This window comes from Pseudoalteromonas sp. S3785 (assembly GCF_005887365.1).
GTDB lineage: Bacteria > Pseudomonadota > Gammaproteobacteria > Enterobacterales > Alteromonadaceae > Pseudoalteromonas.
The window spans coordinates 20,308-42,051 of sequence record NZ_PNCT01000055.1 but is presented as its reverse complement, the minus strand read 5'-3'; the positions used below and the strand labels follow the sequence as shown (position 1 = coordinate 42,051).

The following is a 21,744-nucleotide window of genomic DNA, read 5'->3' as shown; positions in this document are numbered from 1 at the left end:
TTATTTTTAAGCGTCTGAGTTATCTTCATCACTTGGCTGTGGTGCAACAGCCACGATTGGTCCTAAGTACCACTCATCTAATTTTTTGGCGACTTCCGGTAAACCCGTCCCCTTAAGTGATGAAAAAGCATGAACAGTAATATCACCGTCTAGTTCACTTAATTCACGACGTACTTGTAATACTTGTGCTTTACGCGCACCTTGTTTGAGCTTATCCGCTTTAGTTAAAAGCGCCAATACAGGGATTTCACTGCCAATAGCCCAATTAATTAAATCTTTATCTAAATCTTTTAATGGGTGACGAATATCCATTAATACCACAATGCCTTTTAAACTTTGACGTTTTTGTAGGTATTCACCCAGTGACTTTTGCCATTTCTTTTTCATTTCAATGGGCACTTTAGCAAAGCCATAACCAGGTAAGTCGATTAAGCGCATATCATCCACTTCACCTAATTCAAACGTGTTGATCAATTGCGTACGACCCGGTGTTTTACTGGTACGAGCAAGTTTTTGATCTGTCAGTGCATTAAGAGCACTCGACTTACCGGCATTAGAGCGACCTGCAAACGCGACTTCAATTCCCGTATCAGCAGGTAATTTAGTGATGTCTGGCGCGCTTGTAACAAAAGACGCAGTATTATATTTGATACGAGATTTGAGCACAGGCTCTCCTAAAACGTAAAAGTTAATCTTATTGAGCTAAATTGACTCAGGGCGCGTATTTTATACTATAAAGGATGTATTAAAAAGCGTATTTAAACACCTAAAAATGCTATAAATGGCACTATTAAAGCTGCTTAAAGGTTAATCTAGGTCAAAACCCTATAAATTATAAGCTTAATATGAGTAGAAAACGTGCCAGAGAATTTTTTATCGTGTAGAATACATGAATTACAACATCCATATTGTAGATGATACAGGGTCGGAAACAGAGAATTCACCATGAAAAAAATAGCACTATCTTTAACAATATTGCTTGGTGCGTTGTCAGCAAGCAACGCAACAGCATTTGATGGCGATGTAAACGCAGGTAAAGAAAAATCAGCAACGTGTGCGGCTTGTCACGGCCCAGACGGTAATGCACCGGTTAATATTTACCCTAAACTTGCAGGCCAGCATCCAGATTACATCCTTAAACAACTTAAGGATTTAAAACTAGGTATGACTTCAGGCGGTAAAGAAGGTCGTATGGATCCTGTAATGAGCGCGATGGCTATGCCACTTAGCGAACAAGACATGAAAGACCTATCTGCTTATTTTTCTTCATTGAACATGACTGAAGGCGCCACCCCTAAAGACGTGGTTGAAGTTGGTCAAAAGCTTTACAAAGCGGGCGATGCTGAACGTGGTATTCCAGCTTGTGCGGCGTGTCATGGTCCGCGCGGCAATGGTTCGTCACTTGCTAAGTTTCCTAAAATTTCTTTCCAGCACCCAGAGTACATTAAAGCTCAGCTAGAGAAATTCCGTGATGGTACCCGTAAAAACGACCATAACGGTATGATGCAAGATATAGCGAAAAAGCTAACAGACAAAGATATTGAAGTACTTTCTCAATATTTGGGTGGTTTACACTAAAGTCGTATTTATTTAGTATTTGCTAATGTAATACTATGAAATATGGTTAAAAAGCAGCTTACGCTGCTTTTTTTGTGTCCGTAATTTAACGATATCACCCTTTAGTTTGTGAGATATTTGCCATACCGAATTGTGAGAAATAACTTATTTTTAAACTTTTTAAGTGTGTAACTTATTAATTTATATTGTTTTTAATGAATTTATATGTGTGACATGTAAGAAAAATTATATAAACCAGTTGTAACAAAATTATTAATGGGTAAATTAACCACTGTCGCAAAACAACAATAACAACATGGATTATGCTAAAGGAAAATAGCGCGGCACGACTGAATAGCATACTGAAGGTGCTACAAAAGGAAATAACAAGAAAGCGTCAGGATGACCGTAAATAATAAAATCTCAAGGAAGTTAAAAATAAAAACAAAATGGAATGTAACAAGGAAGGTTAAAATAATAACAATACGGACTGATAATAATAAAAATAATAAAGACTAAAAAAGTCGAAGGGAGAAGTGTCCAGATAATGGCGCTCAGATTAGTAGGCGGTAGAGATGTTTTCTCTACCGCCTTTTTATTTGTCCTGTTACAATACCCACCGTTTAGCAATAAGCTAATGCGCTAACTCAACAAGCAACCCAAGCTTTAATGCGCAAATCGAATTCTTCTGGCTAGGCCAGCACTGCGATGCTCATGTTATGTGCCTCGCTCAAAACCTCTTAAGTGAGATGATCAAGATATGAGTAGAAAGAAAAAGTCACGTAAAATTCCTTCAAACGGCCCTGTTCGTTTAAGCCAAGATAAGCTTAAAGAAATGCGTGCGTTAAAGGAGCAACGTGTTAAAAAGCCAAAGGGCGCTAAGCCTGGCTCTCGAAATGCACCTGAGCTATTAGATAGCGACACTAAAAAAGTAAGTTCAGCACCAAAAGATAAACGTGTGGGCAGTAAAAAAGCGGTACCTTTAGTGGCTGCCGCACCACAGCCGCAAGTAGAAATGAAGCGTAACTTAAAGCCAATGGCAGAGCTTAAAAAGGCGACAGAGCCAGAGCTGACACCAGAGCAAGAGCTAGAAGCGCTTGAAAACGATGAGCGTTTACTTAAGCTCGTTGAGCGTCATGAACAAGGTGAAATGCTGACGGGTAAAGATGCAAAGTATTTTAATAGCCGTATTGCACGCCACCAAGTGCTTTGTAAGTTACTGGGTATAGAAGATGAGGATGAGGACGAGTTTGAAGATGATTTTGAAGACAACGTCGAAAGCGACGGTAACTCAGACTTTGATAAATACCTTTCAGATGATTTAGCCAATGAGTGGCTAGATGATGACGATAAATAGTAAGGGCGCTTAATGAGTACCGCAGTGATTGTAGCCTTGTTTGTAGGTGCTGTTATTATTGCTGGCTTAGCATTTTATGCAGGTCAGTTACTCTATAAGCTTAACGCGCAAAAAAAGTTAATTGCGCAAAAGCAAGCAGAGCAACAGCAAAAGCTTAAGCAGTCGCGCTTAAAGCGAAACGCTAAACTTGCAGATAGCATTCATTTAATTGCTCGTGCAATGGCTGAAAAGCAATGTGAGTATTCTGAAGGCTGTTTACGGATTTGGGTGTTAATGTCTCAGTACGCTTTTGAAGATGAGCGAGATTTAACCGAGGCGTACCCAGGCATTTATAAAATGTATAATGTCGTTAAAGAAATGCCGACTCACGATGCACGCAAAAAATACTCTAAAAAAGAGATTTTTAAACAAGATACAGCTCGTTGGCGAGCAGAAGAAAACTTTAGCGATGAGATTAAAGCCGATTGCGACAAAATCATTGTCGAGTTTAAAGCTGCGCCGGGCAGCGAAAACATAGTGTTTAATTAAGCTCAAAAATAAAAAAAGCAGATTTAGGTCTGCTTTTTTATGCCTGCTTTAAATCACCCGTGAGAAACGGGTTTTACTTATTTGCTTTTGTAAGTGAGCATCAAAGCACATACATATAATACGAATAAACAAGTTCCCACGAGGCGTGACGCGTATTACGTTATCATTTATATGTACCATCTCATCGTCTATTAAAGGCTGTAGTGCCAACAGGGCATCTGCAAAATACTCATTAAATTGAATAGTATGTTTTTTCGCAAAAGCCTGTGTGTCTAATTCAAACTGGCAGATAAGGGATTTAATAGCCTCTGCACGTATTACATCATCATGCGTTAAATGCATTCCTTTATGTATAGCGCTCCCAGCTTGCGTTTCAATGGCGTGATAATAATGCTTAAGCACTTTTTGATTTTGTAAAATGGCCGTGCCAATTTGTGAGATGGACGAGACCCCTAAGCCTAACAAGTCGCAATTACCGTGGGTGGTATAGCCCTGAAAATTGCGATGTAGCAGCCCTTTGTTTTGCGCAACTGCCAGTTCGTTGTCGGCTTTTGCAAAATGATCCATACCAATAAACTGATAACCTGCTGATGTCATTTGCGACAAGGTGTTTTTAAACATTGTGAGCTTGTCGTGGGCTTTGGGTAAATCAGCTTCTTTTATTTTACGTTGCGCAGCAAAGCGCTCCGGTAAATGCGCGTAATTAAATACAGAGACTCTGTCTGGGCTTAAGGCAATTAATTGCGCTATTGTTTTCTCAAAGCTTTGGGGTGTTTGTTTAGGTAGGCCATAAATCATATCTGCATTTATTGACTTAAAGCCTAGCTCGCGGGCTTGGGTTATCAGCGCTTTAACGGTCTCAACTTGCTGTGTGCGGTTAACTGCTTGCTGTACCTCATCGTTAAAATCTTGAATACCAAAGGATACGCGGTTAAAACCTAAAACCCGTAAGTGTATAAGCATATCTTTAGCAAGGGAGCGTGGGTCTATTTCAATGCCACGTTCAGTGTTGCGGGTAAAATGAAAGTGCTGCTCTAGCAAATTAATTAGGCGCGTCATTTGCTTTACAGTTAAAAAGGTTGGCGTACCACCGCCTAAGTGCAATTGCTCTACCGTGTAGTGTTTGAATAATGGGGCATGCGCTGTTATTTCTTTTGCTAAATAATCTAAGTACACATCGGCTTTAGACTGATGGCGCGTAATCACCTTGTTACATCCGCAGTAATAGCAAAGCTCACTGCAAAATGGGATATGAATATACAAAGAGAGTGAGCGACTCGATGATGATTTAATAGCGCTAACAAGGTCTTGTTGCTGATATCCCTCGCTTAAAGACAACGCGGTAGGATAGGAGGTATAACGCGGCCCTGACACGTTATACTTATTTATAAGAGTTTGATCCCATTTTGGAAGCTTTATCATCACGCGCACCTTATATATTAATCAGGGGGTGAGTATAAAAAGCTTTTAAGGAAGGAGTTTTGATCTACAACAAAAAAGGTGCCTAAGCACCTTTTAAAAGAGTATGTTTTGTTAATACGTTATGTTGTGGGCATCTTTTAAGTATTGAAACAATTCTTTATAGCCCTTGCCTGGCTTCTCGGCTTTAACCTCTTTGGCGGCGTTGCGAACCAATTGGCGCATTTTTTGGCGCTCAAGGGTCGGGTATTGCTCAATAGTTTCGTTGATTAAATCGTCGCCTTGTTCAATTAAGTCAGTACGTAATTGCTCAATTTTTTTAATTAAAACCTCAGCTTGGTTATTTTTATTAAGCATTACGTCAATAATTGCTTTAATTTCTTCAACGTTTTCTACTGTGCGCAGCGTTTTAGCAATGTAATTTAAATGACGACGGTACGCATCGCTTTTATTGCTAATTTTATCAGCAACCACCATGGCTTCTTTTAAATCGTCATTGAGTGGTAAGCGTTCGCGTTGTTTTTTCCCCATTTTAGCAATTTCAGAACCTAACTGGTGAAACTCTTGCGCGTCTCGCTTTAGCTCACTTTTTGATACGTAAATAATTTCTTCTTCAATTTCAGCAGGCTTGCCTTTTTTCTTCGCCATGGGGTGCTCTTAAGTAAAAATAACTTTTGCTATTATACGCGATTCTTTTAGTGATTAATATTAGCTGATGTGGTGCAGTGAGTGTGTTAGCATTTAAAGATAAGAAATGCGTGCAATATTGCCTTAAGGCTCAGGACTTAATTTATGAAAAGCCAACAACACGATCCAATTTATTCTCAAATCTCTCAAGTAAAAGATGCCGTAGCTGAAGTGCTCGAGCATGCTAAAAAATTGGGGGCTACTGCCGCAGAAGCTGCAATGTCGAGTACATCGGGTTTATCGGTAAGTACACGCATGGGTGAAGTAGAAACCATAGAGTTTAACCAAGATGGCGGTTTAGGTATCAGTGTTTATGTAGGGAATAATAAAGGGTCGGCATCTACTGCTGATCTCAACCCAAAAACACTACGCACTGTAGTCGAAAAAGCCATTGATATTGCCAAGTTTACCTCCGATGACCCATTTAATGGCATTGCGGATAAAGAGCTACTTGAGTTTGCACCTAAAGATCTCGATTTATATCATCCGTGGGATGTAAGCCCTGAGCAAGGTATTGAACTTTGCCATGCCGCCGAGCAAGCCGCCTTAAATGCTGATGAGCGTATTGTAAATTCAGATGGTGCAAGTTTTTCATCTCACCAAGGTTTACGTGTATACGGTAATAGCCATGGTTTAATTGCTGGTTTTCCACGTACGCGCCATAGTATTAGTACTATGGTAATAGGTAAAGAAGGCGAGCACATGCAGCGCGATTCGGCGTACACTGTTGCGCGCGATCAAGCTGGTTTAAACGATGCTGCAGCAGTGGGCCTTGAAGCTGCAACCGAAACACTTGCTAAGTTAAACAGCCAAAAACTAGGGACTATGAAAGTACCTGTTATTTTTAGAGCCGATATAGCTAACTCATTGTTTGGACATTTGGTATCGGCTATAGGCGGTGGAGCGCTTTATCGTAAATCGAGCTTTTTACTCGACAGCCTAGGCACCCAAGTATTTAGTAAGAGCGTTAATATTGCTGAGCGTCCACATATATTAAAAGGGTTAGCATCATCACCTTTTGATAGTGAAGGGGTTAAAACAATTGACCGTGAAATTATTCAAGGCGGTGAACTGCAAACGTATTTATTGGCAAGTTATGCAGCACGTAAATTAAGTATGGCCCCAACAGGCCATGCAGGCGGTATTCATAACTGGTTAGTAGAGCAAACGCATAACGATTTAACCGCGCTATTAAAAACCATGGGAACAGGCTTATTAGTTACCGAGCTGATGGGGCAAGGCGTAAACACCGTTACCGGTGACTACTCGCGTGGAGCAGCTGGTTTTTGGGTTGAAAACGGTGAAATTCAGTACCCTGTTAGTGAAATTACCATTGCCGGAAATTTAAAAGACATGTTTAAAGGTATTTCGGCCATAGGGGGCGATATTGAGCGCAGAGGCGGCATTCAAACCGGCTCAGTGCTTATAGAACAAATGCAAATAGCAGGCGCTTAATACCAATCCGCAATAATACTTAATTATTTTTAGGGGCTAAACGTGTCGCTATCTGCGTCAAAAAATTCTCATTTAGAGCAACTAAATAGCGAATTTTTTGCCTTGCTATCAACACGTTTATCCATCCTCAAAATAGATCACTTAATTATGCGCATTGGTATAATATTAATTTGCACTAATACTTAATTAGGCAAATTGAGATCCTATAAGCACTCATTTAGGCCAAGTATTTAAGGGCTTGGCTTAAACGTGTTTTATTTAATTGATGAGGTGTTGAATGGCTAAAGATAGGTACGCACCAAAACCCCTAACTGACATTATGGCAGGTCTTAATAATCGCTTATCTGCTTATGCAGGTAAAAGCCAAGCGCTAGATAAACAGCAAGTATTGCTTAAAGAGTTTTTAGGCCCAAAGCTTGCTGAAAAATGCCGTGTAAGTAATTACCGCGATGGCACGCTGATGATCGAAGCTGTATCGGCAGCAATTGCCCTTAAACTTAATTATTTAAAAATGGATATGCAGTCGCATTTTAGAGCGGCAGGCATGGCAGAGCTCGGCCAAATTAAAATTGTCGCAAACCCTCAAGCAACAGCGCGCTTAAGCCCAACAACAGATAAACGAGGCCCCGTAGGCAAAGCACCTGGCAATTCAAGAAAAATGAGCCAGCAAACCTCAGATTACCTTAATGCCATTGCAGCCTCTGCGCCCCCTTCACTCAAAGAAAAGCTAGAGCGCCTTGCTCAGCATGGAAAAAATAAGTCTTAATTGCCCTATTTATGTAGTTGGTAGGGCTATTTTGTTGTCTCGTCTCACGGCAAATACTTTGTTACATATTCTATTTTATTGTTTCTTTAATGGGGTTTATCATACAAATTCGGCGTGTTGTTTTAACCGCCTAAATATTAATTTCATTAAGTGAAAGCATTGCGGGGCGCTTTTTATCTTTCTCTGTGGCGCCATATCTTAATGAAATAGGTATTTTATTCTTTACTAACAAACGGAATAATTATGAAAAAAGTAACTATTACCGCCGCAAGTATTGCACTTGCGCTGGGCCTAGTAGGTTGCGGTGAAAAACAACAAGAAACACAAGTAGCCGATACAGCTACTGTTGCAGCACCTGCAGAAAAAACCCTTGAGCTAGGTGTAGACCTTGCCAATATGGATGAGTCAGTTCGTGCGCAAGATGATTTTTATTATCATGTAAACGGGCAATGGCTTGCTAAAACAGAGATCCCTGGCGACAAGTCTAACTATGGCTCGTTTACACAGTTGTATGAAGAGTCGCAAAAAGCGATGAAAGCAGCACTTGAAAGTGCCGCTAAAAATAGCAATGCTAAAAAAGGCAGCGACGAGTACAAAATTGGTGCTTTTTATAAAAGCTACATGGATAAAGACACACGTGATGAGTTAGGTATTACACCTTTACAATCTTCACTTAATACCATTGATAGCCTAGATTCAAAAGCTGAACTTGCGCCTTTAATGGCTAAAATTCAGCAGCAAGGTGCTAGCTTACCTTTTGGCTGGTTTGTAAATAACGATGCTAAAAATTCAAGTGAATACGCGCTGTACTTATCGCAATCTGGGCTTGGCTTACCTGATCGTGACTATTACTTAAAAGATGATGAAAAATTTACTAAAATTCGTGCATCTTACGAGCAATACATCACAGATATTTTAGCTAAATCAGGCGTTGAAAATGCCGCTGATGCCGCTAAAAGCGTTATCGCATTTGAAAGCGCTTTAGCACAGGCACAGTGGAGCCGTGTACAAAGCCGTGATGCCACTAAGTCATACAATAAAATGACTGTAGCTGAGGCAAGTAAGCTAACAGGCGACTTTGATTTAGCTGCGTTTTTCAAAAGCGCTGGGGTAGATACCTCAGACATTATTGTACGTCAGCCAAGCTATTTAGAAGGGTTTGCTGATGTGTACAAAGAAACAGATTTAGCCACGTGGAAAAACTACTTAAAGTTTCATTTTGTAAGTGGTTACGCACAGTTACTAAGCACTGACTTGGTTGATCTTAAATTTGATTTTTATAGCACCACATTACGCGGCGTAAAAGAGCAAGCGCCTCTTTGGAAAAAAGCGGTGGATGCATCTAACAGCGTACTTGGCGAAATTTTAGGTAAAGTATACGTAAAAGATAACTTCCCACCTGAAGCAAAAGCGCGCATGGAAGAGCTGGTAGATAACGTTATTAAAGGTTACGGCGTTGCTATTGAAAACCTTGAGTGGATGAGCCCAGAAACCAAGCTTGCAGCCCAAGAAAAGCTAAACAAATTTACCCCAAAAATTGGCTACCCAGATAAATGGAAAGACTACTCTGAGCTTACAATTAATCCTGATGATTTAGTGGGTAACTACATACGTTATAGCCAGTGGGCTTACAGCGATATGATTGCTAAATTAGGCAAGCCAGTTGACCGCTCTGAGTGGCACATGACCCCACAAACCGTTAATGCCTACTACAACCCAGTAAATAACGAAATTGTATTCCCAGCTGCTATTTTACAGCCACCGTTTTTTAATTTAGACGCCGATGACGCTGTAAACTATGGTGCAATTGGCGCAGTAATTGGTCATGAGCTAGGCCACGGTTTTGACGACCAAGGCGCTAAATACGACGGTGACGGTAACTTACGTAACTGGTGGAGTGAGTCTGACCTTAAACAGTTTGAAGAGCGTACCGGCGCGTTAGTGGCGCAATACAATGAATATAAACCGTTTGAAGATGCCGGTGTGAACGGCGAGCTTACGCTTGGCGAAAACATTGGCGACCTAGGTGGCTTAACGGTGGCTTATAAAGCGTATCAATTATCGCTAGGCGATAACAAAGCGCCTGTAATTGACGGTTACACTGGCGATCAGCGCTTCTTTATGGGGTGGTCACAAATTTGGCGTCGTAAGTACCGCGATGAAGAATTACGTAACCGCTTAATGACAGACCCGCATTCACCAAGTCACTACCGTGTTATTGGTATCTTGTCGAACATGCCTGAATTTTACGACGCGTTTGACGTAAAAGAAGGCGACAAGATGTATATCAAACCAGAAGACCGCGTAAAAATTTGGTAATTGTTATGCTTTCTTGGCTAACTTAGTAAAAACCAGCAAGTGTTTAGCTTGCTGGTTTTTTTATACCAATAACACTGCAGTTATTGCATGAGGATTTTATGCATCCAGCTTTGATTGCTTAAAATATTTTTATACAAAGCGAGCTGGTTTTGCGCACGTTCTAAATTATGTTCTGCATGGGTGGTTTTAAAGTACACGTCGTTATTTAAGTAATCAGTTAAAAACCGTACACTAAGCATTAGCGGCATAACTTTAGCGCCAAGCAGTAAACTTGCTTGCTCTTTGTTGCTAATTGCCGATTTAAGGGGGGCAAGGTAGCCTTTAACAAGCGCAGTAAATACCTCTTTGCGAATAACCACTTTACTAAGGTTAGTTGAATCTTCTGCCTCAGCGCAGCAAAATGTGCGTACCATGTCTCCAAAGTCATAAAGTAAAAAGCCGGCCATGCAGGTATCTAAATCGATAACTGCTTTTGCTTTATATGTATTGCTGCAATACAGCATGTTATTTATTTTAGTGTCGTTGTGGCACACCCGGGTAGGCAAATCAGCTGTTACCTCAGCCAGTTCTTTTACCAAATGCTGTTGTGCAATGCAGTAGTCAATGTCGGTTTTACACTGTTGCAGCCGCTTATTAGTGGCTGTGGCAATGGCTGTATTAAGCTGCTCAAAACGCATGGCTAAGTTATGAAAGTCTGCAATAACAGGGTAGAGGCTTGATGCGTCAAAATCGAGCAAGGCACGCGTAAATGTGCCAAATGCAAATGCCGCTTGCTTTGCATGTTTAGGCTCTTTGACGATATCTTCACTTGCACTTTGGGTAATAAAATTAAGCACGCGGTAGTATGCGTTATTAATTATTATAAGGTGTTCACCTTGGTGGGTACTTATATGCTTAACAATATCGAGCGGGTAAGTATTTGCTTGTTGTTTAGCGCTTAAGTGCTGCTCAATTAACTGGGCGTTATTGACCAGTTGTTCTGGATTTTCAAATACATGAGTGTTGAGCTTTTGAACAACAAATTGCTGACCAGCATTGGTGAGCAGCCAGGTGGTGTTTATATGTCCGCTGCCTAAAGAGCTCACCTGAGTATGCTCTGGGTTTAGCGCTAATAGCTCACTTAATTTATTTTGTATTGCTGTATTCATGTGCTTTACGCGTATCGCGCGTGTATTTTTTCAATAATCTCGGCGTTAGCAGCAGGGAACTCATAGTTACTAAGCTCATTAATAGCGACCCATTCACTAGGTTGCCCCTCGGCGCCATGTGCTTCACCGCTAAAGTTACTTACAACGTGAATATCAAGTTTTACACATTTATCGCCGTAGTCATGTTCAATCACCATCAGTTGGCTAGAGCTGTGAATGGTAATGCCAACTTCTTCACTTAGCTCACGCTTAAGTGCGGCAAATACGCTTTCGCCAGCTTCTACTTTCCCGCCTGGAAATTCCCATAAGCCACCTTGATGTTGCTCATTAGCGCGCTTACAAATGAATATAGCATTATTTTTTTTTATTACGCCTACCGCTACGTTAACTATTTTTGTTGTCATGTTTTTCTCCATAAAAAAAGCGACGCTAGCGTCGCTTTTTAATTACATACAATGCGTCGTTACTTTAATTTACCACAACATTGCTTAAACTTTTGGCCTGAGCCACATGGGCACGGATCGTTACGGCCAACTTTAGGCGCTGTTCTTGCCATTACAGTTGCGCTTTGAGGGGCTTCACCGCCTACGTGCTCTGCTTCTTCGTGTTGGTACTCGCGAGGGGCATTTTCACTTTTACGGTGTTGCTCTTCTACTTTTTCAACATCTTCTTCGGCACGAACTTGTACTTTACTTAAAATGCCCACGACATCAACTTTTAAGTTTTCAAGCATTTCGGTGAATAGTTCAAACGACTCGCGCTTATATTCTTGCTTAGGATTCTTTTGTGCATAACCACGTAAGTGAATACCTTGGCGTAAGTGATCCATTGCAGCAAGATGATCTTTCCAGTGTTGATCGAGGCTTTGTAGCATAATCGCTTTTTCAAACTGGCGTAGTACAGAGTCGCCAACTTGTTCTTCTTTTTGCTTGTAAGCTTGTTCAACCGCTTGTTCAATACGCTCACGAAGTTTCTCTTCGTATAGTTTATTGTCATCAGCTAACCACTGTGTGATAGGCAACTCAATCAGGAAGTCTTGTTTTAAGCGTTCTTCAAGCCCAGGGATATCCCACATTTCAGCAAGGCTTTGTGGTGCGATGTATTGATCGATCACTCCATTGAGTACATCTGCGCGAATTGCAGTGATTGTTTCTGAAATATCGCCTTCTTCAAGCAACTCGTTACGCTGGGCGTAAACAACACGACGTTGATCGTTTGCTACATCATCGTACTCAAGTAATTGCTTACGAACATCAAAGTTACGCGCTTCTACTTTACGCTGAGCGTTTTCAATTGCACGGTTAACCCATGGGTGCTCAATGGCTTCGCCGCGTTGCATGCCTAGTTTACGCATCATGTTAGTCATGCGCTCGCCGGCAAATATACGCATTAGCGCATCATCCATCGATAAGTAAAAACGGCTAGATCCGGCATCACCCTGACGACCAGCACGGCCACGTAATTGGTTATCTATACGGCGCGATTCATGACGTTCAGTACCAATAATATGTAAACCGCCAGCATCAATTACTGCATCGTGGCGAATTTTCCACGCTGCTTTAATTTCAGCAATTTGTTCATCTGTTGGGTTTTCTAGTTTTTCAACTTCACTGTTCCAGTTACCACCAAGCACAATATCGGTACCACGGCCGGCCATGTTGGTAGCAATTGTTACAGTACCAGGTAAGCCTGCATCCGATACAATGTCAGCTTCTTGCGCATGGAACTTAGCATTAAGTACGTTGTGCTTAATTTTTTCTTTGCGTAAAAACTGCGATAAATACTCAGAGCTTTCAATTGAAATAGTACCTACTAGCACAGGTTGCCCGCGCTCTTGGCAATCTTTAATATCAGCTAAAATAGCTTCGTATTTTTCTTCTTGTGTTAGGTAAACTAAATCAGCGCGATCATCACGGATCATCGGCTTATTAGTTGGCATAACAACCGTGTCTAGACCGTAAATAGATTGAAACTCAAATGCTTCTGTATCGGCAGTACCTGTCATACCGGCTAAGGTTTCGTATAAACGGAAGTAGTTTTGGAAAGTAATTGAAGCCAGTGTTTGGTTTTCGTTTTGAATTTTTACACCTTCTTTCGCTTCTACAGCTTGGTGTAAACCTTCAGACCAACGACGACCTTCCATTGAGCGCCCAGTGTGCTCATCGATAATGATGACTTCGTTTTCTTTAACAACGTAATCAACATCTTTTTGATAAAGCTTGTGAGCACGAAGCGCAGCATACACGTGGCTTAGTAGAGTGATACTACTGGCTGAGTAAAGCGAATCGCCTTCTTCAATTAATCCACGCTCAGTAAGTAGGTCTTCTACTTTAATTTGACCGCGCTCTGTTAAATGAACTTGTTTAGACTTTTCGTCGATAGTGTAATCGCCATCGCCTTCAATGCCTTCTTCGTCTTCTTTTTCTTGAAGCTCTAAAAGCGGCACAATTTTATTGATTTCGATGTATAGCTCAGAGCTATCTTCAGCTGGGCCTGAAATTATAAGTGGCGTACGAGCTTCATCAATTAAGATTGAATCCACCTCATCCACTACCGCATAAAACAGTGGGCGTTGTACACGCTCATCAATGCTAAATGCCATGTTGTCACGTAGGTAGTCAAAACCAAACTCGTTATTAGTACCGTAAGTAATATCGGCACTGTAAGCTTGTTTTTTCTGTTGTGGCATCATGCCTGGTACGTTACAGCCTACAGTTAGGCCTAAGAACTCAAATAACTCGCGGTTTGTTTCAGCATCACGTTTAGCAAGGTAGTCGTTCACGGTAATTACGTGCACGCCTTTGCCTGTTAAGCCATTTAAGTAGGCTGGAAGTGTGGCTGTGAGTGTTTTACCTTCACCGGTACGCATTTCTGCTATACGGCCTTGATGTAAAACCATGCCGCCTAATAGCTGTACGTCAAAGTGACGCATGCCATTTACACGCTTTGACGCTTCACGTACCACAGCAAATGCTTCTGGTAGAATGTCGTCAAGGCTTTGTCCGTTATCGTAACGTTCTCTAAACTCAGCTGTCTTAGCTCTTAAATCTTCATCAGAAAGCGCTTCTAATTGCGTTTCTAGCGCGTTAATTAGCGCGACCGTCTTTCTTAGGTTTTTAATAGTGCGGTCATTGCGACTACCAAAAATCTTGGTAAATAAATTAGATATCATGATAAAACCGTTACAATGTATTCTTTGCTAACCGAGTGTCGGCTAACCCATTTTTTACAATTGGTAATTAATATGTACTTTTACATAACCTGTAGAACATATTAATTAGCAATTTTGTATTAAAGAGCATTAAAAGCACTGTTTAATACGTGTGCTACTATACCAGACTCTGCCAAACAACAAACTATCTCGATAAAAAGATGTGTATTTAAAACAGAAAAATTTGATCTGATGCGCAAAAAACTAGTTTTATTACGCCAAAAAATAGCAGCAAGTTGTGAAGATATGGTGTTAAAAAAATTAAAAACAAGAGTATAGGGTGGGTAAGTTTTATACTGAGTTACCCACCCTATGACGTAGTGTATTTAAAGCTTAAACTGATTAACCGTTTTGTTTAAGGCAACGGCTAGGTCGCTTAAATCACGCGCTTCATCTGCTAAAATGTGTGCGTGATCAGCAGTGCTGTTTACTAAGCCATTAATTGCTGCAAGGCTGGTGTTAATGTCCTCTGCTACAACCGTTTGCTGCTCTGTTGAGGTGGCAATTTGGTGGCTTTGGTCTTGCACTTTAGTTACCGACTGAGCAATGTTTTGTAATGAACTTAGCACTTCTTTTGTTTGCGATACTGAGCCTTCTGTTTGCTCTTGCCCTTGCAGCATCATTACCGACGCTTGTTGGGCAATTTGCTGTAAGCGAGAAATCATATTACGTATATCGTCTGTTGATTCTTGCGTACGGCTTGCAAGAGAGCGTACTTCATCGGCAACTACCGCAAAACCACGGCCATGCTCACCTGCACGCGCAGCTTCAATGGCGGCATTAAGAGCAAGTAAGTTGGTTTGATCGGCAATGGAGTTAATCACATCCACCAATGCACCAATGTTATTACTTTCTTGCTCAAGCCCTGCCACCACTTTAGACGCTTCACCTATGTGCAGCGCAAGTTCGGTCATCACACGTTGTGCTTGAGTTGAGCGGTCAGCCCCTTCGGCAGTAATGGCTTGTACTTCTTCGGCGGCGCTGTTGGTATGCTGTGCGTTACGCGATATTTCAAGTACAGTGCTGGCCATTTCGGTCACGGCGGCACTAACGCTGTCTACTTGTTGTTTTTCTTGCTGTATTTCGGTATTGGTTTGGGCTGATACATTTTTAAGCTGCGCTGCGGCATTGGTCAATTGCTCAGCTTGTGCGGCTGTTTCTAACATCATGCCGCGCAGCTTATCAATGAATGTATTCATGTGATTGGCAAGCTGGCCAACCTCATCTTGGCTGTTAATATTAATCTTTTGGGTTAAATCGCCTTCGCCCGATGCAATATCACGCATAATATTAGTTAGCGCGGTAATAGGCTGCGAAATCATGTGGGTTGCCCATAATATCATCGCTAAAATGATCACTAAAATAATCACCACTGCGGTGGTTGTGGTGGTAACCGCTTCATTAACGGGGGCTTCAATCATGCTGGTTGGAATAAGTATACCTACATACCAGTCAAGATAAGGTTGCTCTAGTTGTAAGCGATGATACACCACATAATACGCTTCGCCTTTTAAAGTCACCAATTGGCTGCCTTCAAGGTTGTTACGCATTTGGGCATTAAGCTCTGTAAAACCTGATGTGTTGCTAAACTGGCTTTCAAGGCCATCTAGCCCTTCTTTACCTTTAGGGCCTTCATCGGTGTTAGACAGTTTATGGCCAGTGGCATTTGAAAAGTGCACCACCTTTTGATTGCCATCGAGTAAAAAGCCATAGCCTTGGCCGTTAAAGCGGATACCTTCTACCATGTCGTTGATTTTATTGAGCTGTAAATCAACGCCGCCCATACCAATAAGTTTACGCTGTGCGTTGTATACCGGCTGTTGTACAACTGCCGAGGCAACACCTGTAGTTAAATCGACTGATATAGGGCCCACGTAAAGTTTATTAATTTGCAGGGCTTCTTGCCACCAACCACGTTTATAGGCGTAGTAAGGTTGGCCATTGTAATGGCTAGTACGCTCGTTCTCTTTAAAGTATTCGCCGGTGGTTGCTGAGGCAAAAAACGCCGACAGTATATTTTCGTCATTTGAGCTAATACGCACAAAATCTTGATTAACTTCGTTGTAGCCCGGTGCGTTTTTGATTGGCTGATCGCGAGTATCCCAATTTTCAAAAAAATTAACTAAGTGGGGATTATTAACGAACGTAGATACCAGCTTGCCATACTTTGCAAAGTAGCTTTGCATTGAAAGTTGTTCGCTTTGTAGGTAGCTTTGAGCTTCGCGCTCAATGTTTACTCTGGAAAGGTTAGCGATGTGATTTACAAAAAATGTTGAAGCAATAATTAGCAAAATGGTGATGGTACCACCAATCAATAATAATATTTTCTTCCGTAATGATAAATTATTTAGCATGAGTGCACGTATTATTGTTATTTAGTAGGTGATATCTAATCATATCTTACTTTAAATCTCTATGAAGTTAGATAAAAAGCACTAATTATGCGTTTAAAATGAAGGGTTATGCAAAAATGGAAACAAAAGCTAATAAATTAGTAGTATTAGGCGCAGGCTGGTTAGGTCATGCTTTATGCTTACAAGCTAAGCAAGCCGGTTGGCAAGTACAAGGTACACATAGAAGTGATGAGTATACAGAGGATTTTCAGCGTCAATTTGTCCTTAATGATGGGCAGCTAACACACCAAATAGATTTACACGACGCTTACTGGGTGTGTGCAATCCCCCCACGGAGCAGACACAGTGAAAGTAACTACCCAGAAACACTTAGTGCTGCACTTACTCTTTCTAAACAATTAACTGCCAAAGGCTTTATTTTATGCTCATCTACTGGTGTGTACGACCAAGAGCCAGGTGTTTACACTGAAAGCAGTGAAATAAGCTGCACCAATGAGCGACAAATAAAACTGTTCGATAGCGAAGAAAAAGTACTAGAACAAGACGGTAAGGTACTGCGTTTAGCGGGCTTATTAGGACCTAACCGTGAGCCTGGACGCTTTGTGGCTGGTAAAGAATTAAACTCATCTAGCGAGCAAGTGGTTAATATGGTGCATCAACAAGATGTGATAAACGCTATTTTTGCGGTAATAGAGAACTATAATTCGGGGCAAAATATTTATAACGTGGTGAATCCATCGCACCCCACTAAAGCGAATTATTATGCACAAAAGTGTGCAGAGCATGGCGGTGAAATGCCAACCTTTACCAGTAATGAAAGTGCTGAGCGCAAGGTGCTTGGCTCAGCAATTGAGGCGTTAGGTTTTAGCTATCAGCATGGAATTTAACATGCGAAGGTAGCGGGTTGAGATTAATAAAGTCGCACAACGCCCCCTGTGATAAAAGCGTATTGGTCGCGTCTATATCGGGGGCAAAGTAGCGGTCTTTATCATAGTAACTTACATGCTCGCGCAGCAGTGCTTTTGCTTTTTCTACTTGCGGTGAGGGTTTTAGCGGGGCTCTAAACTCAAGCCCTTGAGCAGCCCCAAGCCATTCAATTGCTAATACCCCGCGGGTGTTATTGGCCATTTCATTTAAGCGCCTTGCTGCAAAGGTTGCCATAGAGACATGATCTTCTTGATTAGCAGATGTTGGCAGGCTGTCTACCGAGGCGGGGTGCGCAAGCGATTTGTTCTCGGAAGCAAGTGCCGCCGCAGTTACTTGGGCAATCATAAAGCCTGAGTTAACACCGCCATTTTCAACTAAAAAAGGCGGCAGTGTAGAGAGGTTTGAATCAATAAGTAGCGCGATTCTTCGCTCTGCTAGCGCGCCTATTTCGGCAATCGCAATGGCTAAGTTATCAGCTGCCATAGCAACGGGCTCTGCATGAAAATTACCACCGGAGATAATATCGCCCACATCGGCAAATACCAGCGGGTTATCGGTAACGCCATTTGATTCACATAACAACACTTCTGCGGCTTGGCGAATTTGTGTTAAACACGCGCCCAATACCTGAGGTTGGCAACGCAGGCAGTAAGGGTCTTGCACTTTTTCACAGTTTACGTGAGATTGGCTAATTTGTGATTGAGTACTAAGTAGCTCTCTAAATACACTGGCTGTATCGATTTGGCCGCGTTGCCCCCGTATTTCGTGAATGCGTGCATCAAAGGGGGCACGGCTGCCCTTAGCAGCTTCTATGCTAATAGAGCCTATAACACAACTTTGCGTGTATAAATCTTCTGCTTTGAAAAGCCCTTGTAACGCAAGTGCGGTAGAAGCTTGTGTACCATTTAACAGCGCCAGCCCTTCTTTTGCACCTAAAGTTAGGGGGGAAAGGTTTGCAATTTTTAACCCTTGTGCAGCACTTATAATTTCACCTTTGTGACGCATTTTACCTTCACCTAGCAGCGGTAGACACATATGAGCAAGCGGCGCTAAATCGCCCGAAGCACCTACAGATCCTTTTTCTGGTACGCACGGGTAAACTTCACTGCACAGTAGCTTAATAAAAAACTCAATCACCTCAAGGCGTATTCCAGAGTAGCCCCGAGATAGAGAGTTTATTTTTAAGGTCATCATTAACCTTACTGTGCTGTCGTCCATGAGCTCACCAATACCGGCAGCGTGCGAAAGTACAATACTACGTTGAAGTAACTCAAGCTCGTCATCCGCTATTTTTGTATTGGCTAATAAGCCAAAGCCGGTGTTAATACCGTACACCGTTTGGCGTTTGCTTATTACGTTTTGAACGGTTTGTGCGCTGGCGGCTATTTGTGTACTGGCGCCATCGACAAGGTTAAGCGTGACAGCTGAGTCATTAATTTTTCTTAGGGTGTTTAAGTCTAACTGCCCTGGTGTGAGAGTGTGTGAAATCATGACTATTCCTTGTTTAGCATAGGGAGATCGAGATGGTGCTCTTGCGCACAATTTTTTGCAATGTCGTAACCTGCATCGGCATGACGCATAACACCGCTGGCAGGATCGTTCCAAAGCACGCGGGCGATACGCTCTTTTGCTTCATTAGTTCCATCAGCAACAATTACAACGCCGGCATGTTGGCTAAAGCCCATGCCAACACCGCCACCATGGTGCAGTGAAACCCATGTAGCGCCGCCTGCAGTGTTTAATAAAGCATTGAGTATTGGCCAATCCGACACGGCGTCTGAGCCATCTAGCATACTTTCTGTTTCACGATTCGGGCTGGCTACAGAGCCTGAATCGAGATGATCGCGTCCAATTACAACCGGCGCTTTAAGCTCGCCATTTTTAACCATGTCGTTAAAAGCCAGTGCAAGGCGGGCTCGATTTTTTAAACCAACCCAGCATATACGTGCTGGTAAACCCTGAAATTGAATGCGCTCACGGGCCATATCAAGCCAGTTATGTAAATGGGTATCTTCTGGGATAAGTTCTTTCACTTTTGCATCGGTTTTATAAATGTCTTCGGGGTCGCCCGAAAGCGCAACCCATCTAAATGGGCCAATGCCTTCACAGAATAACGGGCGGATATAAGCGGGCACAAAGCCCGGAAAATCAAACGCATTGGTAACGCCTGCTTCAAAGGCCATTTGGCGTATGTTATTGCCATAGTCGGTAGTGGCAGCACCGGCTTTTTGCAGTACTAACATGGCTTTTACTTGCACTGCCATAGATTGCTTAGCGGCTTTAACTACTGCTTGTGGGTTTTGTTCACGCATTTTTGCTGCATCTTGCAAGTTCCATCCTTGGGGAAGGTAGCCATTGAGTGGGTCGTGCGCTGAGGTTTGGTCGGTCACGATATCGGGGGTAATGTTGCTGTTTGCCAAAGCAGTAAAAATATCAGCAGCATTACCTAATAAACCTACTGATATAGGGCTGCCTTTAATACACGCATCGGTAATCAGTTCAAGTGCGTGTTCAAGCGTTGTGGCTTTTACATCAACGTAGCCGGTTTTAATTCGAAAATCGATGCGGGTCTCGTCGCATTCAACAACCAAAGCACTAAAACCTGCCATGGTTGCTGCAAGTGGTTGTGCGCCCCCCATACCGCCAAGACCTGCGGTTAAAACCCATTTACCTTTTGCATTACCGCCAAAGTGTTGTTTTGCCATTGCTACAAAGGTTTCGTAAGTGCCTTGCACTATGCCTTGTGAGCCAATATAAATCCAAGAACCTGCGGTCATTTGCCCATACATCATTAGGCCTTTTTTATCGAGCTCATTAAAGTGCTCCCAATTTGCCCAATGCGGTACCAGATTAGAATTAGCAATGAGTACTCGTGGCGCGTTTTCGTGGGTTTTAAATACGCCCACGGGCTTGCCCGATTGCACAAGCAGTGTTTCGTCGTTTTCGAGCCTATCAAGGGTTTCAATTATTTTATCAAAGCTTGGCCAGTCTCTTGCTGCACGGCCAATACCACCATAGACCACTAACGCATGAGGGTGTTCTGCAACATCAGGGTCTAAATTGTTCATTAACATGCGTTTAGCGGCTTCGGTTTGCCAACTTTTAGCGCTAATTTTGTCGCCATGGGGCGCGCGGATTTCACGGTGTGTGTCGAGCCGATTGTTCATGAATTTCTCCTGTTGTATATACAAGATGGTCAGCTATAAAAAAACGCCCTTAAGCGTTACCTTGTTATTATTTTTTAAATGTTAAGTGTCCGCCCAAGCGGTATTTACTGCCCGGTGATACTAAGCGAGCAAAGCTCACTATGCCTTTTGTAGACCAAGTACGACGAATGACCTGTAAGCAGGGCTCTTCGTTATACAGGTTAAGCCATTGGCACATTTGCGAGTTAGGCATAACCGCTTCCACTGTGTGGCGTGCTTGTGTGAGTGGCGCTACGCTCGATAAGTACTCATGCGGGGTAAGGGTGCTAAAGTCTTGTTGTAAATAACCCGCGGCTAAAGCTGGGTTTACAAACCGCTCTTCAACTTGCAGTGGTTTGTCGTTCTCGTTGTGTACCAGCACACTGCGATACACCACGCTATCTACTTCAACGCCAAGCGCAATGGCGATGGGGGCAATGGCATTGATAGATTCAAGCACGTGCACGCTACAGCTGTAATGCCCGTTACGCTCTTTTACTTCATCGGCAATGTTTTTAATTTCGAGTAGAGATGACTGCGATTTAAAACTTGCTACAAACGTACCTAATCCTTGGCTGCGCGTTAAAATACCGGCATCTGTTAATTCGCTCAGTGCACGTCGTGCGGTCATACGGCTTACAGAAAATTGACTGCTAAGCTCGTTTTCCGAGGGGACGCGTTGATTTTCTTGCCATGCGCCATTTTTTATTTTATCGACAATAAATTGTTTTATTTGTGCAAATTTAGGAGTGGTCATTACTTATTACTAGCTGTATTTAAAATAAACTATTTAATAAAGATGGCATAATTGTCTTGTATATACAAGGTGTA

The 21,744-nt window shown here is 42.2% G+C and carries 17 protein-coding genes; 7 read left to right on the top strand and 10 right to left on the bottom strand.

Annotation, left to right across the window (positions count from 1 at the left end):
- Nucleotides 1-6: 6 nt before the first annotated feature.
- Entirely contained in the window at nt 7-666 is a 660-nt protein-coding gene (yihA, locus tag CWC17_RS14310; protein ID WP_055017789.1) for a ribosome biogenesis GTP-binding protein YihA/YsxC, read from the bottom strand.
- 279 nt (nt 667-945) lie between these two features.
- Here yihA and CWC17_RS14305 point away from each other — a divergent pair, with 279 nt between their 5' ends.
- The 3 genes from CWC17_RS14305 (at nt 946) to CWC17_RS14295 (ending at nt 3,442) form a co-directional block, all read left to right on the top strand.
- Complete coding sequence (locus CWC17_RS14305; RefSeq protein WP_055014564.1) at nt 946-1,578, top strand: c-type cytochrome; 633 nt, start codon at nt 946-948, stop codon at nt 1,576-1,578.
- Nucleotides 1,579-2,317: 739 nt separating this feature from the next.
- Nucleotides 2,318-2,914, top strand: coding sequence for a Der GTPase-activating protein YihI (gene yihI / locus CWC17_RS14300; RefSeq protein ID WP_138613603.1), 597 nt, complete (start codon nt 2,318-2,320; stop codon nt 2,912-2,914).
- A 12-nt stretch (nt 2,915-2,926) separates the two neighbouring features.
- The gene (locus tag CWC17_RS14295) at nt 2,927-3,442 is read left to right on the top strand and encodes a DUF2489 domain-containing protein (protein ID WP_055014566.1); all 516 of its coding nucleotides are present in this window, start codon (nt 2,927-2,929) and stop codon (nt 3,440-3,442) included.
- Between the two features lie 48 nt (nt 3,443-3,490).
- Here CWC17_RS14295 and hemN read toward each other — a convergent pair whose 3' ends face one another.
- Both hemN and yjgA read right to left on the bottom strand, forming a co-directional pair.
- Nucleotides 3,491-4,864 (bottom strand): oxygen-independent coproporphyrinogen III oxidase, encoded by a 1,374-nt coding sequence (gene hemN / locus CWC17_RS14290; RefSeq protein WP_138613601.1) that lies wholly within the window; start codon nt 4,862-4,864, stop codon nt 3,491-3,493.
- Between the two features lie 111 nt (nt 4,865-4,975).
- On the bottom strand, nt 4,976-5,509 hold the full coding sequence (gene yjgA, locus CWC17_RS14285; RefSeq protein ID WP_138540933.1) for a ribosome biogenesis factor YjgA: 534 nt from the start codon (nt 5,507-5,509) through the stop codon (nt 4,976-4,978).
- 144 nt (nt 5,510-5,653) lie between these two features.
- Between yjgA and pmbA the strand changes: the two genes are divergently transcribed.
- From pmbA to CWC17_RS14270, 3 genes are all read left to right on the top strand, one after another.
- Nucleotides 5,654-7,003 carry a metalloprotease PmbA gene (gene pmbA, locus CWC17_RS14280; RefSeq protein ID WP_138613599.1) on the top strand — a complete coding sequence of 450 codons (1,350 nt, stop codon included), beginning with the start codon at nt 5,654-5,656 and terminating at the stop codon, nt 7,001-7,003.
- Between the two features lie 277 nt (nt 7,004-7,280).
- Nucleotides 7,281-7,769 carry a DciA family protein gene (locus tag CWC17_RS14275; RefSeq protein WP_138541910.1) on the top strand — a complete coding sequence of 163 codons (489 nt, stop codon included), beginning with the start codon at nt 7,281-7,283 and terminating at the stop codon, nt 7,767-7,769.
- 243 nt (nt 7,770-8,012) lie between these two features.
- Nucleotides 8,013-10,088, top strand: coding sequence for a M13 family metallopeptidase (locus CWC17_RS14270; protein ID WP_138613597.1), 2,076 nt, complete (start codon nt 8,013-8,015; stop codon nt 10,086-10,088).
- 80 nt (nt 10,089-10,168) lie between these two features.
- Here CWC17_RS14270 and CWC17_RS14265 read toward each other — a convergent pair whose 3' ends face one another.
- The 4 genes from CWC17_RS14265 to CWC17_RS14250 all read right to left on the bottom strand — a co-directional run bounded on the left by CWC17_RS14265 (nt 10,169) and on the right by CWC17_RS14250 (nt 16,801).
- Nucleotides 10,169-11,236, bottom strand: coding sequence for a phosphotransferase enzyme family protein (locus tag CWC17_RS14265; protein WP_138613595.1), 1,068 nt, complete (start codon nt 11,234-11,236; stop codon nt 10,169-10,171).
- Nucleotides 11,237-11,241: 5 nt separating this feature from the next.
- Complete coding sequence (mutT, locus tag CWC17_RS14260) at nt 11,242-11,640, bottom strand: 8-oxo-dGTP diphosphatase MutT (RefSeq protein WP_055014573.1); 399 nt, start codon at nt 11,638-11,640, stop codon at nt 11,242-11,244.
- A gap of 59 nt (nt 11,641-11,699) precedes the next feature.
- Nucleotides 11,700-14,408 (bottom strand): preprotein translocase subunit SecA, encoded by a 2,709-nt coding sequence (gene secA, locus CWC17_RS14255; RefSeq protein ID WP_138541913.1) that lies wholly within the window; start codon nt 14,406-14,408, stop codon nt 11,700-11,702.
- Between the two features lie 365 nt (nt 14,409-14,773).
- Nucleotides 14,774-16,801, bottom strand: a complete 2,028-nt coding sequence (locus CWC17_RS14250; protein ID WP_138613593.1) for a methyl-accepting chemotaxis protein — start codon at nt 16,799-16,801, stop codon at nt 14,774-14,776.
- A 116-nt stretch (nt 16,802-16,917) separates the two neighbouring features.
- Here CWC17_RS14250 and CWC17_RS14245 point away from each other — a divergent pair, with 116 nt between their 5' ends.
- Nucleotides 16,918-17,688 (top strand): Rossmann-fold NAD(P)-binding domain-containing protein, encoded by a 771-nt coding sequence (locus CWC17_RS14245; protein ID WP_138613591.1) that lies wholly within the window; start codon nt 16,918-16,920, stop codon nt 17,686-17,688.
- On the opposite strand, the gene hutH is transcribed toward CWC17_RS14245, so the two are convergent.
- From hutH to hutC, 3 genes are all read right to left on the bottom strand, one after another.
- Nucleotides 17,666-19,219, bottom strand: a complete 1,554-nt coding sequence (hutH, locus tag CWC17_RS14240; protein WP_138613589.1) for a histidine ammonia-lyase — start codon at nt 19,217-19,219, stop codon at nt 17,666-17,668. The two genes, CWC17_RS14245 and hutH, sit on opposite strands and share 23 nt — an antisense overlap.
- Nucleotides 19,220-19,221: 2 nt before the next feature.
- Nucleotides 19,222-20,895: a urocanate hydratase gene (hutU, locus tag CWC17_RS14235; RefSeq protein WP_138613587.1), complete on the bottom strand. Its 1,674-nt coding sequence runs from the start codon at nt 20,893-20,895 to the stop codon at nt 19,222-19,224.
- 67 nt (nt 20,896-20,962) lie between these two features.
- Entirely contained in the window at nt 20,963-21,670 is a 708-nt protein-coding gene (gene hutC, locus CWC17_RS14230) for a histidine utilization transcriptional repressor HutC (RefSeq protein WP_138613585.1), read from the bottom strand.
- Between the last annotated feature and the right edge of the window lie 74 nt (nt 21,671-21,744).